Source organism: Catenulispora sp. MAP12-49, assembly GCF_041262705.1.
Taxonomy (GTDB): Bacteria; Actinomycetota; Actinomycetes; order Streptomycetales; family Catenulisporaceae; genus Catenulispora.
This window is the reverse complement of sequence record NZ_JBGCCP010000009.1, coordinates 203105-221142: the sequence shown is the minus strand read 5'-3', so window position 1 is coordinate 221142 and position 18038 is coordinate 203105. Positions and strand designations below refer to the sequence as shown.

The following is an 18038-nucleotide window of genomic DNA, read 5'->3' as shown; positions in this document are numbered from 1 at the left end:
TCAATTCCCCAACCCGGCGACCCGCCGGACGAATTCCACGCTTCCGGCAAAGATCCGCTCCGCGTCGTGGTCCAGGGTGGCCACGTGCGAGCTCTTCTCCAGCACCTGCTCGGTGACGTCGGTGGAGGAGATGCGGGACAAGATCACGGCGCTGTTCGACGGGTGCACGACCGGGTCCGCGGTGGACCGGAACAACAGGGTCGGCTGCGTGACCTTCGGCAGGTCGGCCGCCACGGTCCGCCAGCCGCCGGCGAAGGAGTCCAGGGCCTTGAGCGGCACCCGGTCATAAGCCAGTTCGCTGACACCCTGCTTGTTGATCGCGTTGCCGATGCCGGCGACGCTGGGCACCAGGTGCTTGAGCACCGGCACCGCCTTCAGGACCGCCTTGTCGGGCTTCACCGAGGCGTTGACCAGCACGATCCCGGCCACCTCGGCCCCGTGCCGCTCGGCCAGGCGCAGGGTGAGCGTGCCGCCCATCGACAGGCCCATCACGAACACCTGCTCGTAGCCGGCCCGCAGTTCGTGGAAGGCCCGGTCCACCTCGGCGTACCAGTCGTCCCAGGTGGTGACCTGCATGTCCCGCCAGTGCGTGCCGTGGCCGGGCAGGCGCGGCAGCCGCACCCCGAAACCGGCCTCCACCAGGTGCTCGGCCCAGGGGCGAAGGGATTGCGGGGAGCCGGTGAAGCCGTGGCACAGCAGTACGCCGATGCGCGGGCCTGCGGGCTCGGAGTCGTGCGAGAAGGGTTCGGCACCGGGGAGCACGGGCGCGGTCATGGTCACCATCGTTCCACGGCGGACGGGGGGAGTACAGCGACGCCGCACGCAGTAGTGTTCGCTTCGGAAACCCGAAGAAGACCCCGCGCGTTGACGGTATGGAGTCACTGTACGCGCATACCGCCCTACGGAGAGGCAGACGGTTGTTCTACGGCTTGCTCAAGGTGATCTTCCTGGGGCCGCTTCTCCGGGTGCTCTTCCGTCCGTGGGCCAAGGGCCTGGAGAACATCCCGGCCGAGGGTCCGGTCATCCTTGCCAGCAACCACATGTCCTTCTCCGACTCCTTCTTCATGCCGCTGATGGTCCCGCGGCCGGTGTACTTCCTGGCCAAGAGCGACTACTTCACCGGCAAGGGCGTCAAGGGCCGGCTGACCGCGGCCTTCTTCCGCGGCGTGCGCTCGGTGCCGATCGACCGCTCCAGCGGCAAGGCCGCCGACCCGGCGCTGAAGACCGCCCTGCGGATCCTGTCCGAGGGCAAGGCCCTGGGCCTGTACCCGGAGGGCACCCGTTCGCCCGACGGACGCCTGTACAAGGGCCGCACCGGCATCGCGCGCATCGCGCTGGAGTCCGGCATCCCGGTCGTGCCCTGCGCCATGGTCGGCACCTACGAGATCCAGCCCACCGGCCAGGTGATGCCGAAGATCAAGCGGGTCGGCGTCCGCTTCGGCGAACCGCTGGACTTCTCCCGCTACCGCGAGGTCCCCGGCGCCGTGGACGACCGCTACATCCTGCGGTCCATCACCGACGAGATCATGTACGCGCTCCTGGACCTGTCGGAACAGGAGTACGTCGACATGTACGCCACCGACGCCAAGAAGATCCTGTCCGCCGAGAAGGCCGCCGAGCGCGCCGAGCAGCGGGCCGAGGCGAAGAAGGCCGCCGCCGAGGAGCGCCGCGCCGCGATCGAGGAGCAGCGGCAGCAGGAGGCCGACGAGGACGCCCGGCGGCAATGAGCGGGGAGCGATGAGCGGGCTGGGGGAGCCGGCGGCGGCTGCGGTGCCGCAGCCGGTCATCGAGGGGGCTGTGGAGGCGCTCGCCGGGTCGGCCGGGTCGATCGAGAAGACCGCCACGCCGGCTTTTGCCGCCGCCGCGCCGGAGCCGCGCTCGGCCGTCGACACCGCCCTGTGGCGCGCGCTCGGCTTCTTCCGCTCCCTGGCCCTCCTCTACGCCATAGCCCGCTTCGCAGCCTCCTACAACCAGTACGCGCACATCGGCCCGGCGATCGCGGTCCTGTTCACCATGTCCGTGTGGACCGCCTGGACCGGCATCGTCTACCACCGCACCACCACGCCCCGGCGCGCGCTGCTGTCCTTCCTGGCCGCCGACCTCGCCGTCGGCGCGGCCGCGGTCCTGAGCACCGTCCTGGTCGACACCCCGACGCGGATCCAGGACGGCGCCCTGACCCTGCCCACCGTCTGGTCCTCGGCCCCGGTGATCGCCGCGGCCATCGCACTGGGATGGCGCGGCGGCGTGGGCGCGGCGGCCCTGATGGGCGGCGCCGACCTTCTCGAACGCGGCGCGCTGAGTCCGGACTCGATCCACAACATCGTGCTGATGGTGCTGACCGGCGCGGCCATCGGCTACGTCACCGAGCTCGGCCGCACCGCCGAGCTCACCCTGGTGCGGGCCCAGCGCCTGGAGGCCGCCACCCGCGAGCGCCAGCGCCTGGCCCGCGACATCCACGACGGCGTGCTGCAGGTGCTGGCCCTGGTCCAGCGGCGCGGCGCGGAGATCGGCGGCGCGGGCCGGGACCTGGGCCTGATGGCCGGGGAGCAGGAGCTGGCGCTGCGGGCGCTGGTGCACAGCTGGCACGAGGTCGAGCAGGAGGCCGGAGCCGACGGCGCCGACCCCGTCGACCCCGTCGACCTGGACCTGTGCGCCCTGCTCGGCCGGCTGACCGGCCCGCGGGTGACGCTGGCCGGGCCCGGGGCGCCGGTGGCGCTGCCGAGCCCGGTGGCGCGCGAGGTGGCCGCGGCGGCCGCGGCCGCGCTGGACAACGTCCGCGCGCACGGCGGCCCCGGTGCCGACGGCCTCGGCGCCCGCGCCTGGATCCTGGTCGAGGACGAGGGCGACGGCGTCATCGTGACCGTCCGCGACGACGGCCCCGGCATCCCCGAGGGCCGCCTGGAGGAGGCCCGCCGGGCCGGCCGCCTCGGGGTCGCGCACTCCATCCGGGGCCGGCTGGCCGACGTCGGGGGCAGCGTCGAGGTGGTCTCCATCCCGGGCCAGGGCACCGAGGTCGAGATGCGGGTGCCGCGCCCGCCGGTCCCGCGCGGCGCGGCCCCGTCGGTGTCGGCGCTGCGCAAGGCCCTGCGGTGAGCGCCACAGGGATGGTGCGATGAGTGGGCAGCCCTCGATAGGGTCGGGGACCGTGGACACTCAGGTCAGGGTCATGGTCGCCGACGACCACCCGATGTGGCGCGACGCGGTGGCCCGCGACCTCGCCGAGGCCGGGTACGACGTGGTGGCCACCGCGGGCGACGGCGAGGAGGCGGTGCGGCGCGGGACGGCCGCGCGCCCGCAGGTCGTGGTCCTGGACATGCAGATGCCCAAGCTCTCCGGCGCGGAGGTCACCGCCCGCCTGGTCGCCGCCGACCCGGACGTCAAGGTCCTGGTGCTCTCGGCCTCCGGCGAGCAGCAGGACGTGCTCCAGGCGGTGAAGGCCGGCGCCATCGGCTACCTGGTGAAGTCCGCCAGCCGCGAGGAACTGCTGGCGGCGGTGGAGCGCATCGCGGTCGGCGACCCGGTGTTCACCCCCGGCCTGGCCGGGCTGGTGCTCGGGGAGTTCCGCAAGCTGGCGATCACGCCGGCGGGCTCCGGCACCGGGGCCGGCGCGGACGCCCCGCGGCTCACGGAGCGCGAGACCGAGGTTCTGCGGCTGGTCGCCAAGGGGCTGTCGTACAAGCAGATCGCCGACCGCCTGGTGCTCTCGCACCGGACGGTGCAGAACCACGTACAGAACACGCTCAACAAGCTTCAGCTGCACAACCGTGTCGAGCTGGTGCGTTACGCGATAGCCCAAGGGCTCGACGAGGACGACTGATGACCACCCTGACCACCCTGACCACCGGCGGCCGCGACCCGGAGCTCTCCGAGGCTCTCGAAGCCGGGCTGGACGAGTTCAACTTCGCCGCGACCGGCACCACCAAGGCCGACCAGGACGTCTTCTCGGTGAAGGTGACCGACGACGCCGGCGCGATCGTCGGCGGCCTGACCGCCTGGACCTGGGCCGGGCTGTGCGGGATCAGCATGCTGTGGGTGCGCGCCGACTCCCGCCAGGACGGCTGGGGCTCGAAGATCCTGCGCGCCGCCGAGGACGAGGCCCGGCGGCGCGGCTGCGACCGGGTCGCGGTGTCCTCGTTCACGTTCCAGGCCCCGGAGTTCTACCAGCGCCACGGCTACGTCGAGACCGGCCGTACGCGCGGTATCCCGGGCGACGCCGAGGACGTCCACATGTTCAAGCGCCTCGACTGACGGCCGCTGCCTCCCAGTACTGCCACTCAGTACTGCCTCTCCTGGCGGTCATCGGACGCGGCGGCGGGGCCGCTCCGGTAGGTTCCGGCCCATGGGTGAATTCGACTTCTTCGGCGTCCTGCGCTCCGAGCTGGACACTTTCGGCACGCTGCTCGTCGGCCTGACCAAGGAGGACCTCGGCCGCCAGGTGCCCTCCTGCGCGCCGTGGACCCTCTACGAGCTGGTCGACCACCTCGGCAACGGCAACCTGTGGGTCGCCACGGCGGTCCAGGAGGGCCACGGCCGCAACGACCAGGAGCGCACCGCGCCGCACGACCCGGCGTCCCTGCACACCTGGTACCTGAGCACCGTCGAGGAGATCACCACCGCGCTGTCCGCCGACGCCGCCACCGAGGCCTGGACCTTCAGCAGCCTGATGCCGCGCACCGTCGGCTTCTGGCAGCGCCGGCGCGCGCACGAGACCCGGATGCACCGCTGGGACGCGCAGAACGCCCTCGGCGCCGCCGAGCCCTTCGAGCCGGCGTTCGCCGTCGACGCGGTCAGCGAGGTGTTCGAACTGTTCGCGCCGCGCATGGTCCAGCGCGGACTGGCCGCCGAGCCCGCGACCGCGCTGCGGCTGACCGCCACGGACGTCGGCCGGTCCTGGGAGCACGGGCCCGGCGAGCCGGTGTCCGAGGTCGCCGGGACGGCCTCGGACCTGGCGCTGATGCTGTGGGGCCGGATCGGGACGGACGCCTCGGGGCTGGTGTGGAACGGCGACCGGGAGGCGGGGGAGCGGGTGGTCAAGGCGCCGCTGGTGCCCTGACCTGCTGGTGCCCTGACCCGCCCCGATCCAGTTCGGACCGCTCCGGCCCTCAGGCCACGAACTTCACCGAGGGGAACTGCGGCGAGGGCCCGTCCAGCAGCTTGCTGTGCCGGTTCCGCAGGTGCAGGTCGAAGAAGGCACGCGGGTAGGCCTGCTGGATCCGGACGCCCTCGTTCGGGTCCATGGTGCCGACGAAGCCCTGGACTCCGGCCTCGTCCAGCCCGAGGAGCGCGGCCGCCGGCAGGATCAGGCCCTCGCTGTCGGTGAACGAGATGTGCTCGGCGCCTTGGAGCTCGCAGTACCGCCGCCAGCCCTTCAGGTGCGTCCAGAACTCCTGGGCGTCGGGGTCGCTCTCCCGGGTGAAGACCGCGCTCATCATCATGAACGGCTTGTCCAGGTCGGTGGTGATGGTGGGCTCCATCGGGCCGTCGAAGGCCAGGCCGGCGCGGACCCGGTCGTCGGCGATGGTCTCCAGGGTGGCCGCGGTCCCGCCCTTGGACCAGCCGAAGACGCCGACCCGCTCCAGGTCCAGGCTGCCGGCCAGGCCCGCGGGCAGCGGTTGCCGGTCCACGTCGGGGTTGTGGCCGGCGGCTATGGCGTGGACGGTGTCCAACAGGAACTTCAGGTCGGCGGCGAAGTCGCTCGGCGACTCCGGGACGTTGACGGCGCCGACCGGGCTCAGGACCGGGCCGCCGGGGAACTGCGTGAAGGCGTCGTAGGTGTGGTCCACGGTGGCCACGACGTAGCCGTGGCTGACGAGTTCCTGCACCACGGTCGTGGTGTCGGAGCGGTGGTCGTGCGCGCCGTGGGAGAACAGGATGACCGGGCGCGGGCGCCGGCCGCGCTCCACCGGGGCGCCGAGGTGCCCGGCGGTGTCCGGGACCGGCAGGCTGGTCGGGGGGAAGCCGACGTCGGCCAGCCAGGCCTGGAAGGTGCCGGGCGTCATCCAGGGCGCGGTCGGGAAGCGCTCGGTGTCGCGGGCCGGGTACCAGATGCTGGCCATCAGCGGATAGCGCTGGCTCGGGGTCAGCGGGTCGGGACGGGAGTCGTCCACCAGGTGCAGGTTGACGGTGCCGACGCGGTGCGGGCCGGTCGGCGGCGGGATGGTCAGACTCGCCGGGGCGCCGGAGTTCTTGGCGGCGGCCGGTCGCGGCGAGAAGGCGTGGGCGGCGCCGGCGGCGTTCGTGGTGGCAGCGGCATTTGTGGCGGTCATGCCGTTTGCGGCGCTCGCGGCGGCCGAGGCCCGGTCGGCCAGGCTCAACGGAACCGCGGTCCCGGCGGCCAGCGCGGCCCCCAGGACGGTGCGGCGGGTCGGGCGCCGGGTGCGGCCGGTGATCGGTGTGGTCGTCATGTTCGAACCCTGTCACGCGGCGATTCCGCAGCACATCGGCCCGCGGGTGTAAGCCCCCGGGCGACACGCCCCGACTGACATGGCCCGGGACGAAGATCACCAGATGTGACCGGCGTGTCTCGGCAGGTGATCAACCGCTTCTCGTTACCGTCTCGTAGCGGTTACGGTGGCGGTGATCGTACGGTGACCCAGATCACATCGTGAACATTGGAGTGTGGCCATGCGCATCGGAGTGCTGACCGGCGGCGGCGACTGCCCGGGCCTGAACGCGGTGATCCGCGCTGCGGTCCGCAAGGGCGTGCAGTATTACGGCTTCGAGTTCGTGGGCTTCCGGGACGGCTGGAAGGGCCCCCTGGAACGGATGACCAAGCCGTTGGACGTCGAGGCGGTGCGCGGCATCCTGCCCCGCGGCGGCACCATCCTCGGATCCTCGCGGACCAACCCGTTGAAGGTGGACGGCGGTGTCGAGCGGATCAAGGAGAACTTGGCGGCCGAGGGCGTGGACGCCCTGATCGCGATCGGGGGCGAGGACACCCTGGGTGTGGCCACCGTGCTCGGCGACGACCACGGCATCCACGTGGTGGGCGTCCCGAAGACCATCGACAACGACCTGAACGCCACCGACTACACCTTCGGCTTCGACACGGCGGTCCATGTCGCGACCGAGGCCATCGACCGTCTGCACACCACCGCCGAGTCCCACTCCCGGGCGCTGATCGTGGAGGTGATGGGCCGCCACGCCGGCTGGATCGCCCTGCACTCCGGCATGGCCGGCGGCGCCAACGTGATCCTGATCCCGGAGGTCACCTTCGACATCGACGAGGTCTGCGGCTGGATCGAGTCCCGCTTCGCCCGCGGCTACGCCCCGATCGTGGTGGTCGCCGAGGGCGCGACCCCCAAGGACGGCCAGATGGAGCTGGCCTCCGGCGAGTTGGACGCCTTCGGCCACGTCCGCCTCGGCGGCATCGGCGAGCGTCTGGCGGCCGAGATCGAGCGCCGCACGAAGAAGGAGGCCCGCACCACCGTCCTGGGCCACACCCAGCGCGGCGGCACCCCCTCGCCCTTCGACCGCTGGCTGGCCACCCGCTTCGGCCTGCACGCCATCGACGCGGTCCACGACGGCGACTACGGCAAGATGGTCGCGCTGCGCGGCACGGACATCATCCGGGTGCCGCTGAAGGACGCGACGGCGACGCTGAAGACGGTGCCGATGTCCCTGTACGACGAGGCGAAGGTCTTCTTCGGCTAGGCAGCCCCGGCATCTAGCGCTTTCGCCCCCTCCCCGCTAGCGTCCTCATTTTCGGACCGGCGGGAGGGGGCGTTCATGGCTCAGCGCACTCAGGGCTCTCAGGGCTCTCATCGGACGCGGATGGCCGCGGTGCGGTGGACCCCGCCGCCGAACCCGCAGCCGGTGCGCCGCCGTGGCGACGTGGCGACGCTGCCGCCGCTGAAGCGGATCCCCTTGCCGGGCGCCGGACCGGAGCACATCGCGGTCGCCGCCTCCGGCGAGCTGTTCACCGGCCTGGCCGACGGCCGCATCCTGCGCGTCTCCCCGGACGGCGGGGTCGGTGCCGTCACCACCACCGGCGGGCGCCCGCTCGGGCTGGAGCTGCTCGGCGAGGACGCGCTGATCGTGTGCGACGCGTACCGGGGACTGCTGAAGGTGCGCCTGTCCGACGGGACGGTCGAGGTGCTCGTCGCCAAGGTCGAGGGAGAGCCGCTGATCTTCTGCAGCAACGCGGCCGTCGCCGCCGACGGGAGCATCTACTTCACCCAGTCCTCGCGGCACTTCAATATCGACGAGTACCGGGGCGACCTGTTCGAGCACTCCACGACCGGCCGCCTGTTCCGCTACCGCGACGGCGCCGTGGACCTGGTCGCCGACGGCTTCGCGTTCGCCAACGGCATCGTGCTGATCGAGGACGGCGCGGCCGCGGTCGTCGCCGAGACCGGCGGCTACTGCCTGACCCGGGTCGAGCTCGCGGGCCCCGACGCCGGCCGCACCTCTGCCTTCGGCGCCCCACTGGCCGGCTTCCCCGACAACCTCACCCGCGACGCCGACGGCCTGATCTGGATCGCCATGGTCTCCCCGCGCGACCCGGCCCTGGACTGGCTCCTGCCCCGCCACCCGCGCCTGCGCTCGCTGGTGTGGTCCACGCCCGAGCGGCTCCAGCCGGGGGAGAAGGACCTGGCGTGGGCGATCGCGGTCGACGGCACGGGGGAGAAGGTGCGGGAGCTGCGGGGGTGGGGTGTCGGCTACAAGGCGGTCACCGCTGTGCGGCGGAGTGGGGAGACCTTGTATCTGGGCAGTCTGACGGAGGCTGCCATCGCAGCGGTCGGGCTGCGCTGAGGGACGGTCATGGCGGGACCTGCGCATACTCCCCCCGGAGTAGGCGGCGGCGCGACACAGCCTCCGCACGACGGATACCCGCGATCCGCGATCTGATCTAGCGTTCAACCATGACCGAACAGCCGCCGCCGCCCTCACGTCCCTGGCTGGCGTGGCTGTGGATGGAGCGGTCGACGGTCGGGCTGCCGTTGATCATTCTGGTGTTCGACGTGCTCGGGACGTGGGGCGCGTACGGCCACTGGCACAGCTCGAGCAGTTCCACCAGCCAGTACGACATCCGGTCCCTGGACTGGTTCGCCTGGGTCCTGGTGGTCGCCGGTCCCGTCGCGCTGCATCACCGGCGGCGCTTTCCGCGCACCGCGCTCGCCGTCTGTCTCGGCGCGACCCTGCTCTACCTCCTGATGGGCTACGCCTACGGCCCGATCTTCCTGAACGCGCTGGTCGCCGTGATCGTCATCGGCGGCACCGGGTACCGGCGCGAGGTGTGGACCGCGTCGGTGCTGTTCGCGATCGGGATGATCTTCGTCCCGACCCACAGCGCGCCGGGCCAGCTGCGCAGCAGCCCGGCCGAGATCCTGTTCACCGCCGGCTGGCTGCTGGCCCTGCTGACGCTGGCCGAGCTGTTCCGCGTGCTGCGCCAGCGCGCGCTGGAGGCGCAAAGGGCCCGCGAGCAGGAGGCCAAGGCCCGGGAGCAGGAGTCCCGGCGGCAGGCCAGCGAGGAGCGGCTGGAGATCGCCCGCGAGCTGCACGACGTCCTGGCGCACTCGATCTCGCTGATAGCGGTGCAGGCCAACGTGGCGCTGGAGGTCATGGACCGCCGCCCCGAGCAGGCCCGGATCGCGCTGTCGGCGATCAAGGACGCCAGCCGCTCGGCGCTGGGCGAGGTGCGCTCGGTGCTGACCGTGCTGCGCGGCGACCGGGCCGCGCCCCGGGACCCGGCCCCCGACCTGGGACGGCTGGGGCACCTGGTGGAGCTGGCCGAGGCCGCCGGGCTCAAGGTCGCGCTCAGCGTGGTCGGCGACCCCGAGCGGGTGCCGCTGGCGGTCAGCCAGGCCGGGTACCGGATCGTGCAGGAGTCGCTGACGAACGTGGTCCGCCACGCCGGCGCCGGCCGCGCGACCATCCTGGTGGAGGCCGCCGACGGCCTGCACCTGCGCATCGCCGACGACGGCCGGGGCTGCCCGCTCGGCGAGACCGCGACCGGCGGCAACGGCCTGCCGGGCATGCGCGAGCGGGCCGGCGCCTTCGGCGGCACGCTCACCGCCGGTTCCCAACCCGGCGGCGGGTTCCGCGTCGACGCGCACATTCCCTATGCCGCGGTGGTCGATTCGACTGAAGCGCCCGCCGCCGGACCATCCACCACCCTCACTGACCAGGAGCACCGATGATCAGGGTCCTGCTCGCCGACGACCAGGCGCTGGTGCGCGCGGGCTTCCGCGCACTGCTGGAGGTGCAGGACGGCATCGAGGTGGCCGGCGAGGCCACCGACGGCGCCGAGGCCCACCGCATGGCCGCCGAGCTGGCCCCGGACGTGATCCTGATGGACATCCGCATGCCCGGCACCGACGGCCTGGAGGCCACCCGCCTGATCACCGCCGACGAGAAGCTCTCCGGCGTCCGCATCCTCATCCTGACCACCTTCGAACTGGACGAGTACGTCTTCGAGGCCATCCGCGCCGGCGCCAGCGGCTTCCTGCTGAAGGACACCGAACCGGCCGACCTGCTCCGCGGCCTGCGCGCGGTCGCCGCCGGCGAGGCCCTGCTGGCCCCCAGCGTCACCCGCCGCCTGATCGAGGAGTTCGCGGTCCGCAGCAAGCGCACCGGCCCCAACCCGGCCGCCGAGCAGATCAAGGCCCTGACCGACCGCGAACGCGAGGTCCTGGCCCTGGTCGCGGCGGGCCTGAGCAACGAGGAGATCGCCGACCGCCTGGTCCTGAGCCCTCTGACCGCCAAGACCCACGTCAGCCGCAGCATGGTCAAGCTCGGCGCGCGCGACCGGGCGCAACTGGTGGTGCTGGCGTACGAGTCGGGGCTGGCGCGGCCGGGGTGGCTGGACTGACGAGTGGGAGCACGGCCTAAACTGCGCGCCCCTCAACCCCCGCCCTAGACTGCGAACATGCGTTCGAAAACCATCGCGCCCGCATCCCCGCCGGACCTCCACAGAACCGACTACCCCACAGACACCATCCGTCACAGCCGGTCAGCACCCGGCGGTCCTGCGACTCGGTCTTCGCGGTCCCACGCTCTGGACGTGTCCGCGGGGCACGGCGAAGCTTCGCGTACGCTGGCTCAATGAGCGAAGTTGTCAGGAATCCGGCCGGGACCGGATCCATCGAAGACACGTGGTCCGCGCTCCCCGCGGGCCAGCAGCCGGAGTGGCCGGACGCCGCCGAGCTGAGCGCCGTCGTCTCCGAGCTCCGCTCGTATCCGCCGCTCGTCTTTGCCGGGGAGGCGGATCAGCTCAAGGACCGGATCGCCGCGGTGGCCCGGGGTGAGGCGTTCCTGCTCACCGGCGGCGACTGTGCCGAGACGTTCGCCGGCGTCACCGCCGACGCGATCCGCGCCAAGCTCAAGACCCTGCTGCAGATGGCGGTCGTCCTCACCTACGCGGCCTCGCTGCCGGTGGTGAAGGTCGGGCGCATCGCCGGGCAGTACTCCAAGCCCCGCTCCAGCTCGATGGAGACCCGCGACGGCGTCACCCTTCCGGCGTACCGCGGGGACTCCGTCAACGGTTTCGACTTCACCCCCGAGTCCCGCATCCCGGATCCCAAGCGCCTGCTGCGCATGTACCAGGCCAGCGTCTCCACGCTGAACCTGGTGCGCGCGTTCACCACCGGCGGCTACGCCGACATGCGCCAGGTGCACGCCTGGAACCAGGACTTCGTGGCCGGTTCGCCCTCCGGGGAGCGCTACGAGGTGCTGGCCGGGGAGATCGACCGCGCCCTGCAGTTCATGCGGGCCTGCGGCACCGATCCTGAGGAGCTGCGCACCGTCGAGTTCTACGCCGCGCACGAGGGCCTGGTGCTCCCGTACGAGTCGGCGCTGACCCGCATCGACTCGCGCACCGGCAACCCCTACGCCACCAGCGGCCACTACATCTGGATCGGCGAGCGCACCCGGGACCTGGACGGCGCGCACGTGGAGTACTTCAGCCGGATCAGCAACCCGATCGGGATCAAGCTGGGCCCGAAGACCAGCCCGGACGACGCGCTGTCCTACCTGGACCGGCTGGACCCCGACCGCGAGCCCGGCCGGCTGTCCTTCATCGTGCGCATGGGCGCGGGCCAGGTGCGCGAGAAGCTGCCGGCGCTGGTGGAGAAGGTCCGCGGCGAGGGCCACCAGGTGGCCTGGATCTGCGACCCGATGCACGGCAACACCTTTGAGGCGCCCTCGGGCCACAAGACCCGCCGCTTCGACGACGTGCTCGACGAGGTCAAGGGCTTCTTCGAGGTGCACCACGGCCTCGGCTCGCACCCCGGCGGCATCCACGTCGAGCTCACCGGCGAGGACGTCACCGAGTGCGTCGGCGGCGGCGAGGAGATCGCCTTCGACCACCTGCACACCCGCTACGAGACGCTGTGCGACCCCCGGCTGAACCGCAGCCAGTCGCTGGACCTGGCCTTCCTCGTCGCGGAGATGCTGCGCGCCCGCCGCTAGAGCCCGCTGTCCCCCCATCGCTCCCGACCCGGCGCCGCCGGGCCGGGAGCGATACGTTTCACCCCATGGCGACCATTGATTCCCAGTACCCGATCGACCTGCGCAGCGACACCGTCACCAAGCCCTCCGCGCCGATGCGCGAGGCGATGGCCGCCGCGGAGGTCGGCGACGACCAGTACGGCGAGGACCCCAGCGCCCGGCGGCTGGAGGAGGCCGTCGCGGCCCTGTTCGGCTTCCCGGAGGCGATGTTCGTCCCGACCGGCATCATGGCCAACCACATCGGGATCCGCCTGCTGGTCGGCCCCGGCGAGGAGCTGATCTGCGACGCCGACGCGCACATCGTGGCCCACGAGAACGGCGGCCTGGCGGCGCACGCCGGGATCCAGACCCGCACCCTGCCCTCGGCGCGCGGGCTGCTGGACCCCGACGCCCTCGCCGGGATGATCCGCGTCGGCGACCGCTACACCGTTGGTACCCGCGCGGTGGAGGTGGAGAACACGCACAATCGCGGCGGCGGCGCGGTATATCCCCTCGAAACCCTCCAGCGCATCAGGGCCCTGACGGACGCCTCCGGAATCGGCCTGCACCTGGACGGCGCGCGCATCTGGAACGCCCACGCGGCCACCGGCGTGCCGTTGACGGAGTACGGCGCGATCGCGCACACGATGTCGGTCTGCATGTCCAAGGGACTGGGCGCCCCGGCCGGCTCGCTGCTGTTGCTGCCGGCCGGCCGTTCCGAGGAGGCCCGCTCGCTGCGCCGCCGCCTCGGCGGCTCGATGCGCCAGGTCGGCATCCTGGCCGCCGGCGCGCACTACGCCCTGGAGCACAACCTGGGCCGGCTGTCGCAGGATCACGAGAACGCGCGACGGATCGCGACGGCGCTGCGCGCGGCCGGCGCCTCGGTGCGCGAGCCCGAGACCAACATCGTCCTCGTCGACGCCGCCGACGCCCCGGCAGTGGCAAAGGAATGTTTCGCCAAGGGCGTGCGCATCTCCGCCTTCGGGCCCAAACTGCTGCGGATCGTGACTCATCTGGACGTGTCGGCTCAGGACTGTGACACCGCCGCCGACGTGGTTTCCTCCGTCTTGATGCAATCCCCTGAGAGGGCATAGGGTCGGCCCCGGCTAAGCCGGTTGTCGCACGAGCGAGCAAGGTGGGGAGAAGCCCGATGGGCTGGATGAACAAGCTGTTCGGTTCCGAGGAGGAGATCGGACCGGAGGAGGCGCATCGTCGCGCCGAGGCCGAGAAGAAGGCCGAGGCGCCAGAGCACCCGGCGGCGAAGAAGGCTGCCACCGCGGCCAAGAAGACTGCCGCGGCCGCGAAGGCCGACGACAAGGACGACGACAAGCCGGCCGCGAAGAAGGCCGTGCCCGCCCCGCGCGCCGCCGCCAAGGAAGAACCCCACCGCACCGGCTCGCCCACGCACCCGACGGTGTCCAAGGCGACCGGCAAGACGCTCGAGCACGACCAGCTGCTCACCGTCCACGTCCTGACGCACGTCCCCGAGCACTCCCCCCGCGAGGACGACCCGCACTACCACCTCTTCGAGCAGGCCAAGTCGCGCCTGAAGCGCCAGGGCATGTGGAAGTGCATCATCGACGACGACCTGTGCGACGGCGAGCCGGAACTGCACCACACCCACGTGGAGTTCTCGCAGATCAACCAGGTCGACGAGAAGAAGATCATGCAGGCCCTCGGTCTGCACTTCGAGACCGACGAGGACTTCCAGAAGTGGGCCGAGTCCCCCGGCAACCTGGAAGTCCTGTGCGCCAACCACCACCGCGCGCACTACGGCATACACGTCATCCCCGGCCCGCTGTGGGAAGCGCTGCGCTTCCACAAGACCGGCACGGGACCCGCGGCCGAGTTCCTGTCGGCCGACGACGTCAAGGCCCGCGAGGACGCGCAGGACGATGACGACGACGCCAAGAAGCCGGCGGCGAAGACCGCCGCGAAGAAGGCAGCGGCCAAGTAGGCGGCTGATCAGAGCTCTGATACAGCGGCGCCGCCTGACCGGATTCGGTCGGGCGGCGTTGTGTTTTCGGTGGCACGATGGTTGGGGCCGAGTCGACGGCAGTTGCAGTTGCAGTAGCAGGGGACGGGGGAGCATGGGGGGCCTGGTTTTCCTCATCGGGTGGGGCGTCCTGGTCTTGGGGCTGGGCACCGTGTTCGCGTTCAACGTCGGGGGCGCCGTCGACACGATGATGGAGCTCGTCGGCCAGACCAAGCTCGTGGCGAGCATGCCCGACGGGTTGGGTCCGTTCATGACGGCCGTCTTCCCCCGGCTGGTCGGCGGGTTCTTCATGGTGGCCGGTACCGTGGCCATCGGCTTGGGCATCGCGTTTCTGTAGCGCCCACCGGCAGAAAACCCGTCGCCCCTGCTGCGCGCCGTCTGCTAACACTTGGCGCTTATGACCACACCTCCCAAGCTCGGCGCCGGCACCCGCCTGGATTTCCACGGCCCCCTGTCCGCCGACCGCGCCGGCCGCCTGGTCGCCGAGCTGGCCGCCCGCGCCCCGGCCACTGTCGTCGACTACGGGTGCGGCTGGGGCGAGTTCCTGTTGCGGGTCATGGCCGCCGCGCCCGGGGCCCAGGGGACCGGCATCGACGTCCACGGGCCCGACATCGTCCGCGGGCGCGCGCTGGCCGCCGAGCGCGGGCTGTCTGGCCGGGCCGTCTTCGTCGAGGGTCCGGCCGCGGACCACACCGAGCGGGCCGATCTCGTCCTCAGCCTCGGCGCGTATCAGGCCTTCGGCTCGATTCCCGAGGCCCTGCAAGCGTTGCGGGCCCGTGTGAGTCCCGGGGGCCGGCTGCTGTTCGGCTGCGAGGTCTGGGAGCGGACGCCCACCGAGTCGCAGCTTGCCGCGATGTGGCCGGGGATGACCGTCGAGGAGTGCCTGTACCTGCCCGACGTCGTCGACGCGGCCGTCGCCGCCGGCTTCCGGCCGCTGCGCGTGGAGACCGCGACCCGCGGCGAGTGGGAGGAATTCGAGTCCGGGTACGGCGCCGACGCCGAGGAGTGGCTGCTCGCCAACCCCGGCCATCCCGAGGCCGCCGATCTGCGGGCGCAGCTCGACGAGCACCTCTCGATCTGGCTGCGCGGCACCCGCGACGTGTTCGGCTTCGGCTACCTGACGCTGGGCGTCCCGGCCTGATTCCGTATCAGGGTTCGATCAGGGCAAGACCGGGGTCCGTCCCCGATCCGCCGCGGCCCGGCCGCCGACACAGTGGCAGCCATGACGAACAAGCTCTTCACCCTCGCCGGCGCCACCGCCGCCCTGGCCGCCGTGACCGTCCTGGGCTGCTCGGCCGCCACCGCGTCTGCCAAGCCCGTGTCGGCCAAGCCCACCACCGTGCCCGCCACCGCGCCGATCACCGCGGCCCACCTGACCGCCTACGCCACCGACGACGGCCCCACCGAGCAGGTCATCCTCACCGGCGCGGTCGGCGACTACGGCCAGGCCGTCAGCGTCAACCCGGACGGCTCGGTCGATCCCGAGCACAACAGCCAGCTGGAACTGCGCCTCCAACACGGCACCTTCCGCCTGGACATCGCCGCGATCGACAAGGCCTTCGTCGCCGCGATGGCCCACCGGTTCCCGTCCGACCCGGCCACCTGCTCCGGCAGCGTCGCCGTCACCGAGCACGTCCCCGTCGTGGCCGGTTCGGGCACCGGCTCCTACCGGGGCGCCTCGGGCGGCTTCACCCTCACCATCACCCTCGACGAGGTCGACAAGCCCACCGCCGGCCGGCCCTGCGACGGCAGCGCGGCCTTCCTGAGCCAGATGATCGTCTCCACCGGCCCGGGGGAGCTGCGGTTCTAGACAGCGGCGATGTTCATGCCAGCCGCCGGTCGCTCGCCCACCGGGTGAGCTCCCGGCGGTTGGACAACTGCAGCTTGCGCAGCACCGAGGACACATGCGTCTCCACGGTCTTCACCGAGATGACCAACTCGCGCGCGACCTCCTTGTAGGCGTAGCCCCGCGCGATGTAGCGCAGCACCTCCCGCTCGCGCGGCGTCAGGCGGTCCAGTTCCTCGTCGCGCGCGGCCGCCCCGCCGCCGGAGAACGCGTCGAGCACGAACCCCGCCAGCCGCGGCGAGAAGAAGGCGTCGCCGCCGGCCACGCGGCACACCGCCTCGGCGAGCTCGGTCCCGCTGATGGACTTGGTGACGTACCCCCGCGCCCCGGCCCGGATGACCGCGATGACGTCCTCGGCCGCGTCGGACACGGACAGCGCGAGGAACCGGGTCTCCGGCAGCGCCGAGGCCGTCCGCGCGAGCACCTCGACCCCGCCGCCGCCGGGCAGGTGCACGTCGAGCAGCGCCACTCGCGGCCGGGTCGCCGTGACGACCTCCACGGCGCGCTCCGTGTCCTCCGCCTCGCCGACGATCTCGACCGGCGTGCCCGCCGCCTCGGCGGCCCGGCACAGCTCGGCGCGCACGCCGGCCCGGAACATCTGGTGGTCGTCGACGAGCACGACGGTGATCGGCTGCGGATCAGCCATCTTCCATCTCCGAACGCAGCTCCGAACGCAGCTCCGAACGGGACTCCGGGCGCGTCTCCGGCCGCATCCCGGCCTGCGCCTCCGGCCGCATCTCGGCCCGCGCCTCCGACCGCATCGCCAACCGCATCGCCAACCGCACCTCGGTCCCGGCCCCGGGCGCCGTCCGCACCTCGCCATGCCCCCCGTGCCGGGCCATCCGCCCGAGGATCGACTCCCTGATCCCCATCCGGTCCGCGCCGACCGCGCCGAGGTCGAACCCGGGCCCGCGGTCGCGGACGAACACCTCGATCCGGCGGCCCCCGGCGGCCTCGGCCTCGACCTCCGCGAACACCGAGATCGGCGCGCCGCCGGCGTACTTGGCCGCGTTGACCAGCGCCTCGCGCGTGGCGGCGACGCACGCGGCCAGCGCGTCGCCGAGCTCGGCGTCGCCGACCGCGACCACCTCGACCCGCACTCCGTGCCGGTCCTCGACCTCGGCCGCCGCCGCCCGCACCGCCGCGGCGAACGTCTCCGGCGCCTCGGCGTCGGGCGCGCGGCCCCTGCGGTCGTACAACCAAGCCCGCAGCTCCCGTTCCTGAGCACGGGCGAGCCCCGCGACCGCGCCGGGATCAGCCCGCTGAATCAGGGTCAGTGTGTGCAGGACCGAGTCGTGCATGTGCGCGGCGACCTCGGCGAACTGCTGCGCGCGGACCCGCTCGGCCCGCTCGGCGTCCAGGTCCCGCAGCACTCGCAGCAGATACGGCAGGGCGATCAGCACCCCGCCGGAGAAGAGGATGAGCGCCGCGACGACCGCACTGGTCTCGGCGGCCAGCGACGCGCCGTTGGCCAGCAGCCGTACTATCGCGCCGCCGACGACCAGCGCCCCGACCGCGGTGCGCACGTCGACCGGACGGCGCCGCCGGTCCGCGGTGTCCAGCCAGACGCCGCGCCGCTCGGCGGCCAGATCGCGCAGCAGCAGCACCATGCCGAGCACCACCGCCGCCAGCGGTATCAGGGCCCGGATCTGGTCGGCGGGACTGGGGCCGTCGAGGGCGGTCACCATCACGACGCCCGCGGCGACCAGCAGCGGACCGGGGGCGGCCGGCGCCGGCGGGAAGGACGGTCGGACTCGGACCATGCCA

The 18038-nt window shown here is 72.3% G+C and carries 19 protein-coding genes; 15 read left to right on the top strand and 4 right to left on the bottom strand.

All coding sequences use genetic code 11. The features are described from left to right. Positions 1 to 774 carry an alpha/beta hydrolase gene (locus ABIA35_RS19255; protein ID WP_370341313.1) on the bottom strand — a complete coding sequence of 258 codons (774 nt, stop codon included), beginning with the start codon at positions 772 to 774 and terminating at the stop codon, positions 1 to 3. A 143-nt stretch (positions 775 to 917) separates the two neighbouring features. On the opposite strand from ABIA35_RS19255, the gene ABIA35_RS19250 reads away from it, so the two are divergent. The 5 genes from ABIA35_RS19250 (at position 918) to ABIA35_RS19230 (ending at position 5053) form a co-directional block, all read left to right on the top strand. Further along, positions 918 to 1727 carry a lysophospholipid acyltransferase family protein gene (locus tag ABIA35_RS19250; RefSeq protein WP_370341312.1) on the top strand — a complete coding sequence of 270 codons (810 nt, stop codon included), beginning with the start codon at positions 918 to 920 and terminating at the stop codon, positions 1725 to 1727. Positions 1728 to 1737: 10 nt separating this feature from the next. After that, positions 1738 to 3093: a MacS family sensor histidine kinase gene (gene macS, locus ABIA35_RS19245; protein ID WP_370358775.1), complete on the top strand. Its 1356-nt coding sequence runs from the start codon at positions 1738 to 1740 to the stop codon at positions 3091 to 3093. Between the two features lie 19 nt (positions 3094 to 3112). Then, positions 3113 to 3817 (top strand): response regulator, encoded by a 705-nt coding sequence (locus ABIA35_RS19240; protein ID WP_370341310.1) that lies wholly within the window; start codon positions 3113 to 3115, stop codon positions 3815 to 3817. Next, the gene (locus ABIA35_RS19235) at positions 3817 to 4248 is read left to right on the top strand and encodes a GNAT family N-acetyltransferase (RefSeq protein WP_370341309.1); all 432 of its coding nucleotides are present in this window, start codon (positions 3817 to 3819) and stop codon (positions 4246 to 4248) included. Before ABIA35_RS19240 ends, ABIA35_RS19235 begins: the two co-directional genes overlap by 1 nt. Positions 4249 to 4339: 91 nt before the next feature. Then, on the top strand, positions 4340 to 5053 hold the full coding sequence (locus ABIA35_RS19230) for a maleylpyruvate isomerase family mycothiol-dependent enzyme (RefSeq protein ID WP_370358774.1): 714 nt from the start codon (positions 4340 to 4342) through the stop codon (positions 5051 to 5053). Positions 5054 to 5102: 49 nt separating this feature from the next. Here the strand turns inward: ABIA35_RS19230 and ABIA35_RS19225 are convergent, their stop codons facing one another. Next, positions 5103 to 6404 carry an alpha/beta hydrolase family protein gene (locus tag ABIA35_RS19225; RefSeq protein ID WP_370341307.1) on the bottom strand — a complete coding sequence of 434 codons (1302 nt, stop codon included), beginning with the start codon at positions 6402 to 6404 and terminating at the stop codon, positions 5103 to 5105. A 220-nt stretch (positions 6405 to 6624) separates the two neighbouring features. Here ABIA35_RS19225 and ABIA35_RS19220 point away from each other — a divergent pair, with 220 nt between their 5' ends. From ABIA35_RS19220 to ABIA35_RS19175, 10 genes are all read left to right on the top strand, one after another. Beyond that, the gene (locus tag ABIA35_RS19220; protein ID WP_370341306.1) at positions 6625 to 7653 is read left to right on the top strand and encodes a 6-phosphofructokinase; all 1029 of its coding nucleotides are present in this window, start codon (positions 6625 to 6627) and stop codon (positions 7651 to 7653) included. Between the two features lie 75 nt (positions 7654 to 7728). Further along, the gene (locus tag ABIA35_RS19215; protein ID WP_370358773.1) at positions 7729 to 8754 is read left to right on the top strand and encodes an SMP-30/gluconolactonase/LRE family protein; all 1026 of its coding nucleotides are present in this window, start codon (positions 7729 to 7731) and stop codon (positions 8752 to 8754) included. Positions 8755 to 8864: 110 nt separating this feature from the next. Further along, positions 8865 to 10142 carry a sensor histidine kinase gene (locus tag ABIA35_RS19210; protein ID WP_370358772.1) on the top strand — a complete coding sequence of 426 codons (1278 nt, stop codon included), beginning with the start codon at positions 8865 to 8867 and terminating at the stop codon, positions 10140 to 10142. After that, positions 10139 to 10813: a response regulator gene (locus tag ABIA35_RS19205; protein WP_370341303.1), complete on the top strand. Its 675-nt coding sequence runs from the start codon at positions 10139 to 10141 to the stop codon at positions 10811 to 10813. The genes ABIA35_RS19210 and ABIA35_RS19205 overlap by 4 nt, the downstream gene beginning before the upstream one ends. 233 nt (positions 10814 to 11046) lie before the next feature. Continuing rightward, on the top strand, positions 11047 to 12411 hold the full coding sequence (locus ABIA35_RS19200; protein WP_370341302.1) for a class II 3-deoxy-7-phosphoheptulonate synthase: 1365 nt from the start codon (positions 11047 to 11049) through the stop codon (positions 12409 to 12411). A gap of 65 nt (positions 12412 to 12476) precedes the next feature. Continuing rightward, positions 12477 to 13523 carry a low specificity L-threonine aldolase gene (locus tag ABIA35_RS19195; protein WP_370358771.1) on the top strand — a complete coding sequence of 349 codons (1047 nt, stop codon included), beginning with the start codon at positions 12477 to 12479 and terminating at the stop codon, positions 13521 to 13523. Between the two features lie 56 nt (positions 13524 to 13579). Continuing rightward, on the top strand, positions 13580 to 14386 hold the full coding sequence (locus ABIA35_RS19190; protein WP_370341300.1) for a hypothetical protein: 807 nt from the start codon (positions 13580 to 13582) through the stop codon (positions 14384 to 14386). 133 nt (positions 14387 to 14519) lie between these two features. Then, on the top strand, positions 14520 to 14762 hold the full coding sequence (locus ABIA35_RS19185) for a hypothetical protein (RefSeq protein WP_370341299.1): 243 nt from the start codon (positions 14520 to 14522) through the stop codon (positions 14760 to 14762). A gap of 60 nt (positions 14763 to 14822) precedes the next feature. After that, entirely contained in the window at positions 14823 to 15566 is a 744-nt protein-coding gene (locus ABIA35_RS19180) for a methyltransferase domain-containing protein (RefSeq protein WP_370358770.1), read from the top strand. Positions 15567 to 15647: 81 nt separating this feature from the next. After that, the gene (locus tag ABIA35_RS19175; protein WP_370358769.1) at positions 15648 to 16235 is read left to right on the top strand and encodes a hypothetical protein; all 588 of its coding nucleotides are present in this window, start codon (positions 15648 to 15650) and stop codon (positions 16233 to 16235) included. A 13-nt stretch (positions 16236 to 16248) separates the two neighbouring features. Here ABIA35_RS19175 and ABIA35_RS19170 read toward each other — a convergent pair whose 3' ends face one another. Together ABIA35_RS19170 and ABIA35_RS19165 are read right to left on the bottom strand one after the other, a co-directional pair. Continuing rightward, complete coding sequence (locus ABIA35_RS19170) at positions 16249 to 16917, bottom strand: LuxR C-terminal-related transcriptional regulator (RefSeq protein ID WP_370358768.1); 669 nt, start codon at positions 16915 to 16917, stop codon at positions 16249 to 16251. Continuing rightward, entirely contained in the window at positions 16910 to 18034 is a 1125-nt protein-coding gene (locus ABIA35_RS19165) for a sensor histidine kinase (RefSeq protein ID WP_370358767.1), read from the bottom strand. Before ABIA35_RS19165 ends, ABIA35_RS19170 begins: the two co-directional genes overlap by 8 nt. Between the last annotated feature and the right edge of the window lie 4 nt (positions 18035 to 18038).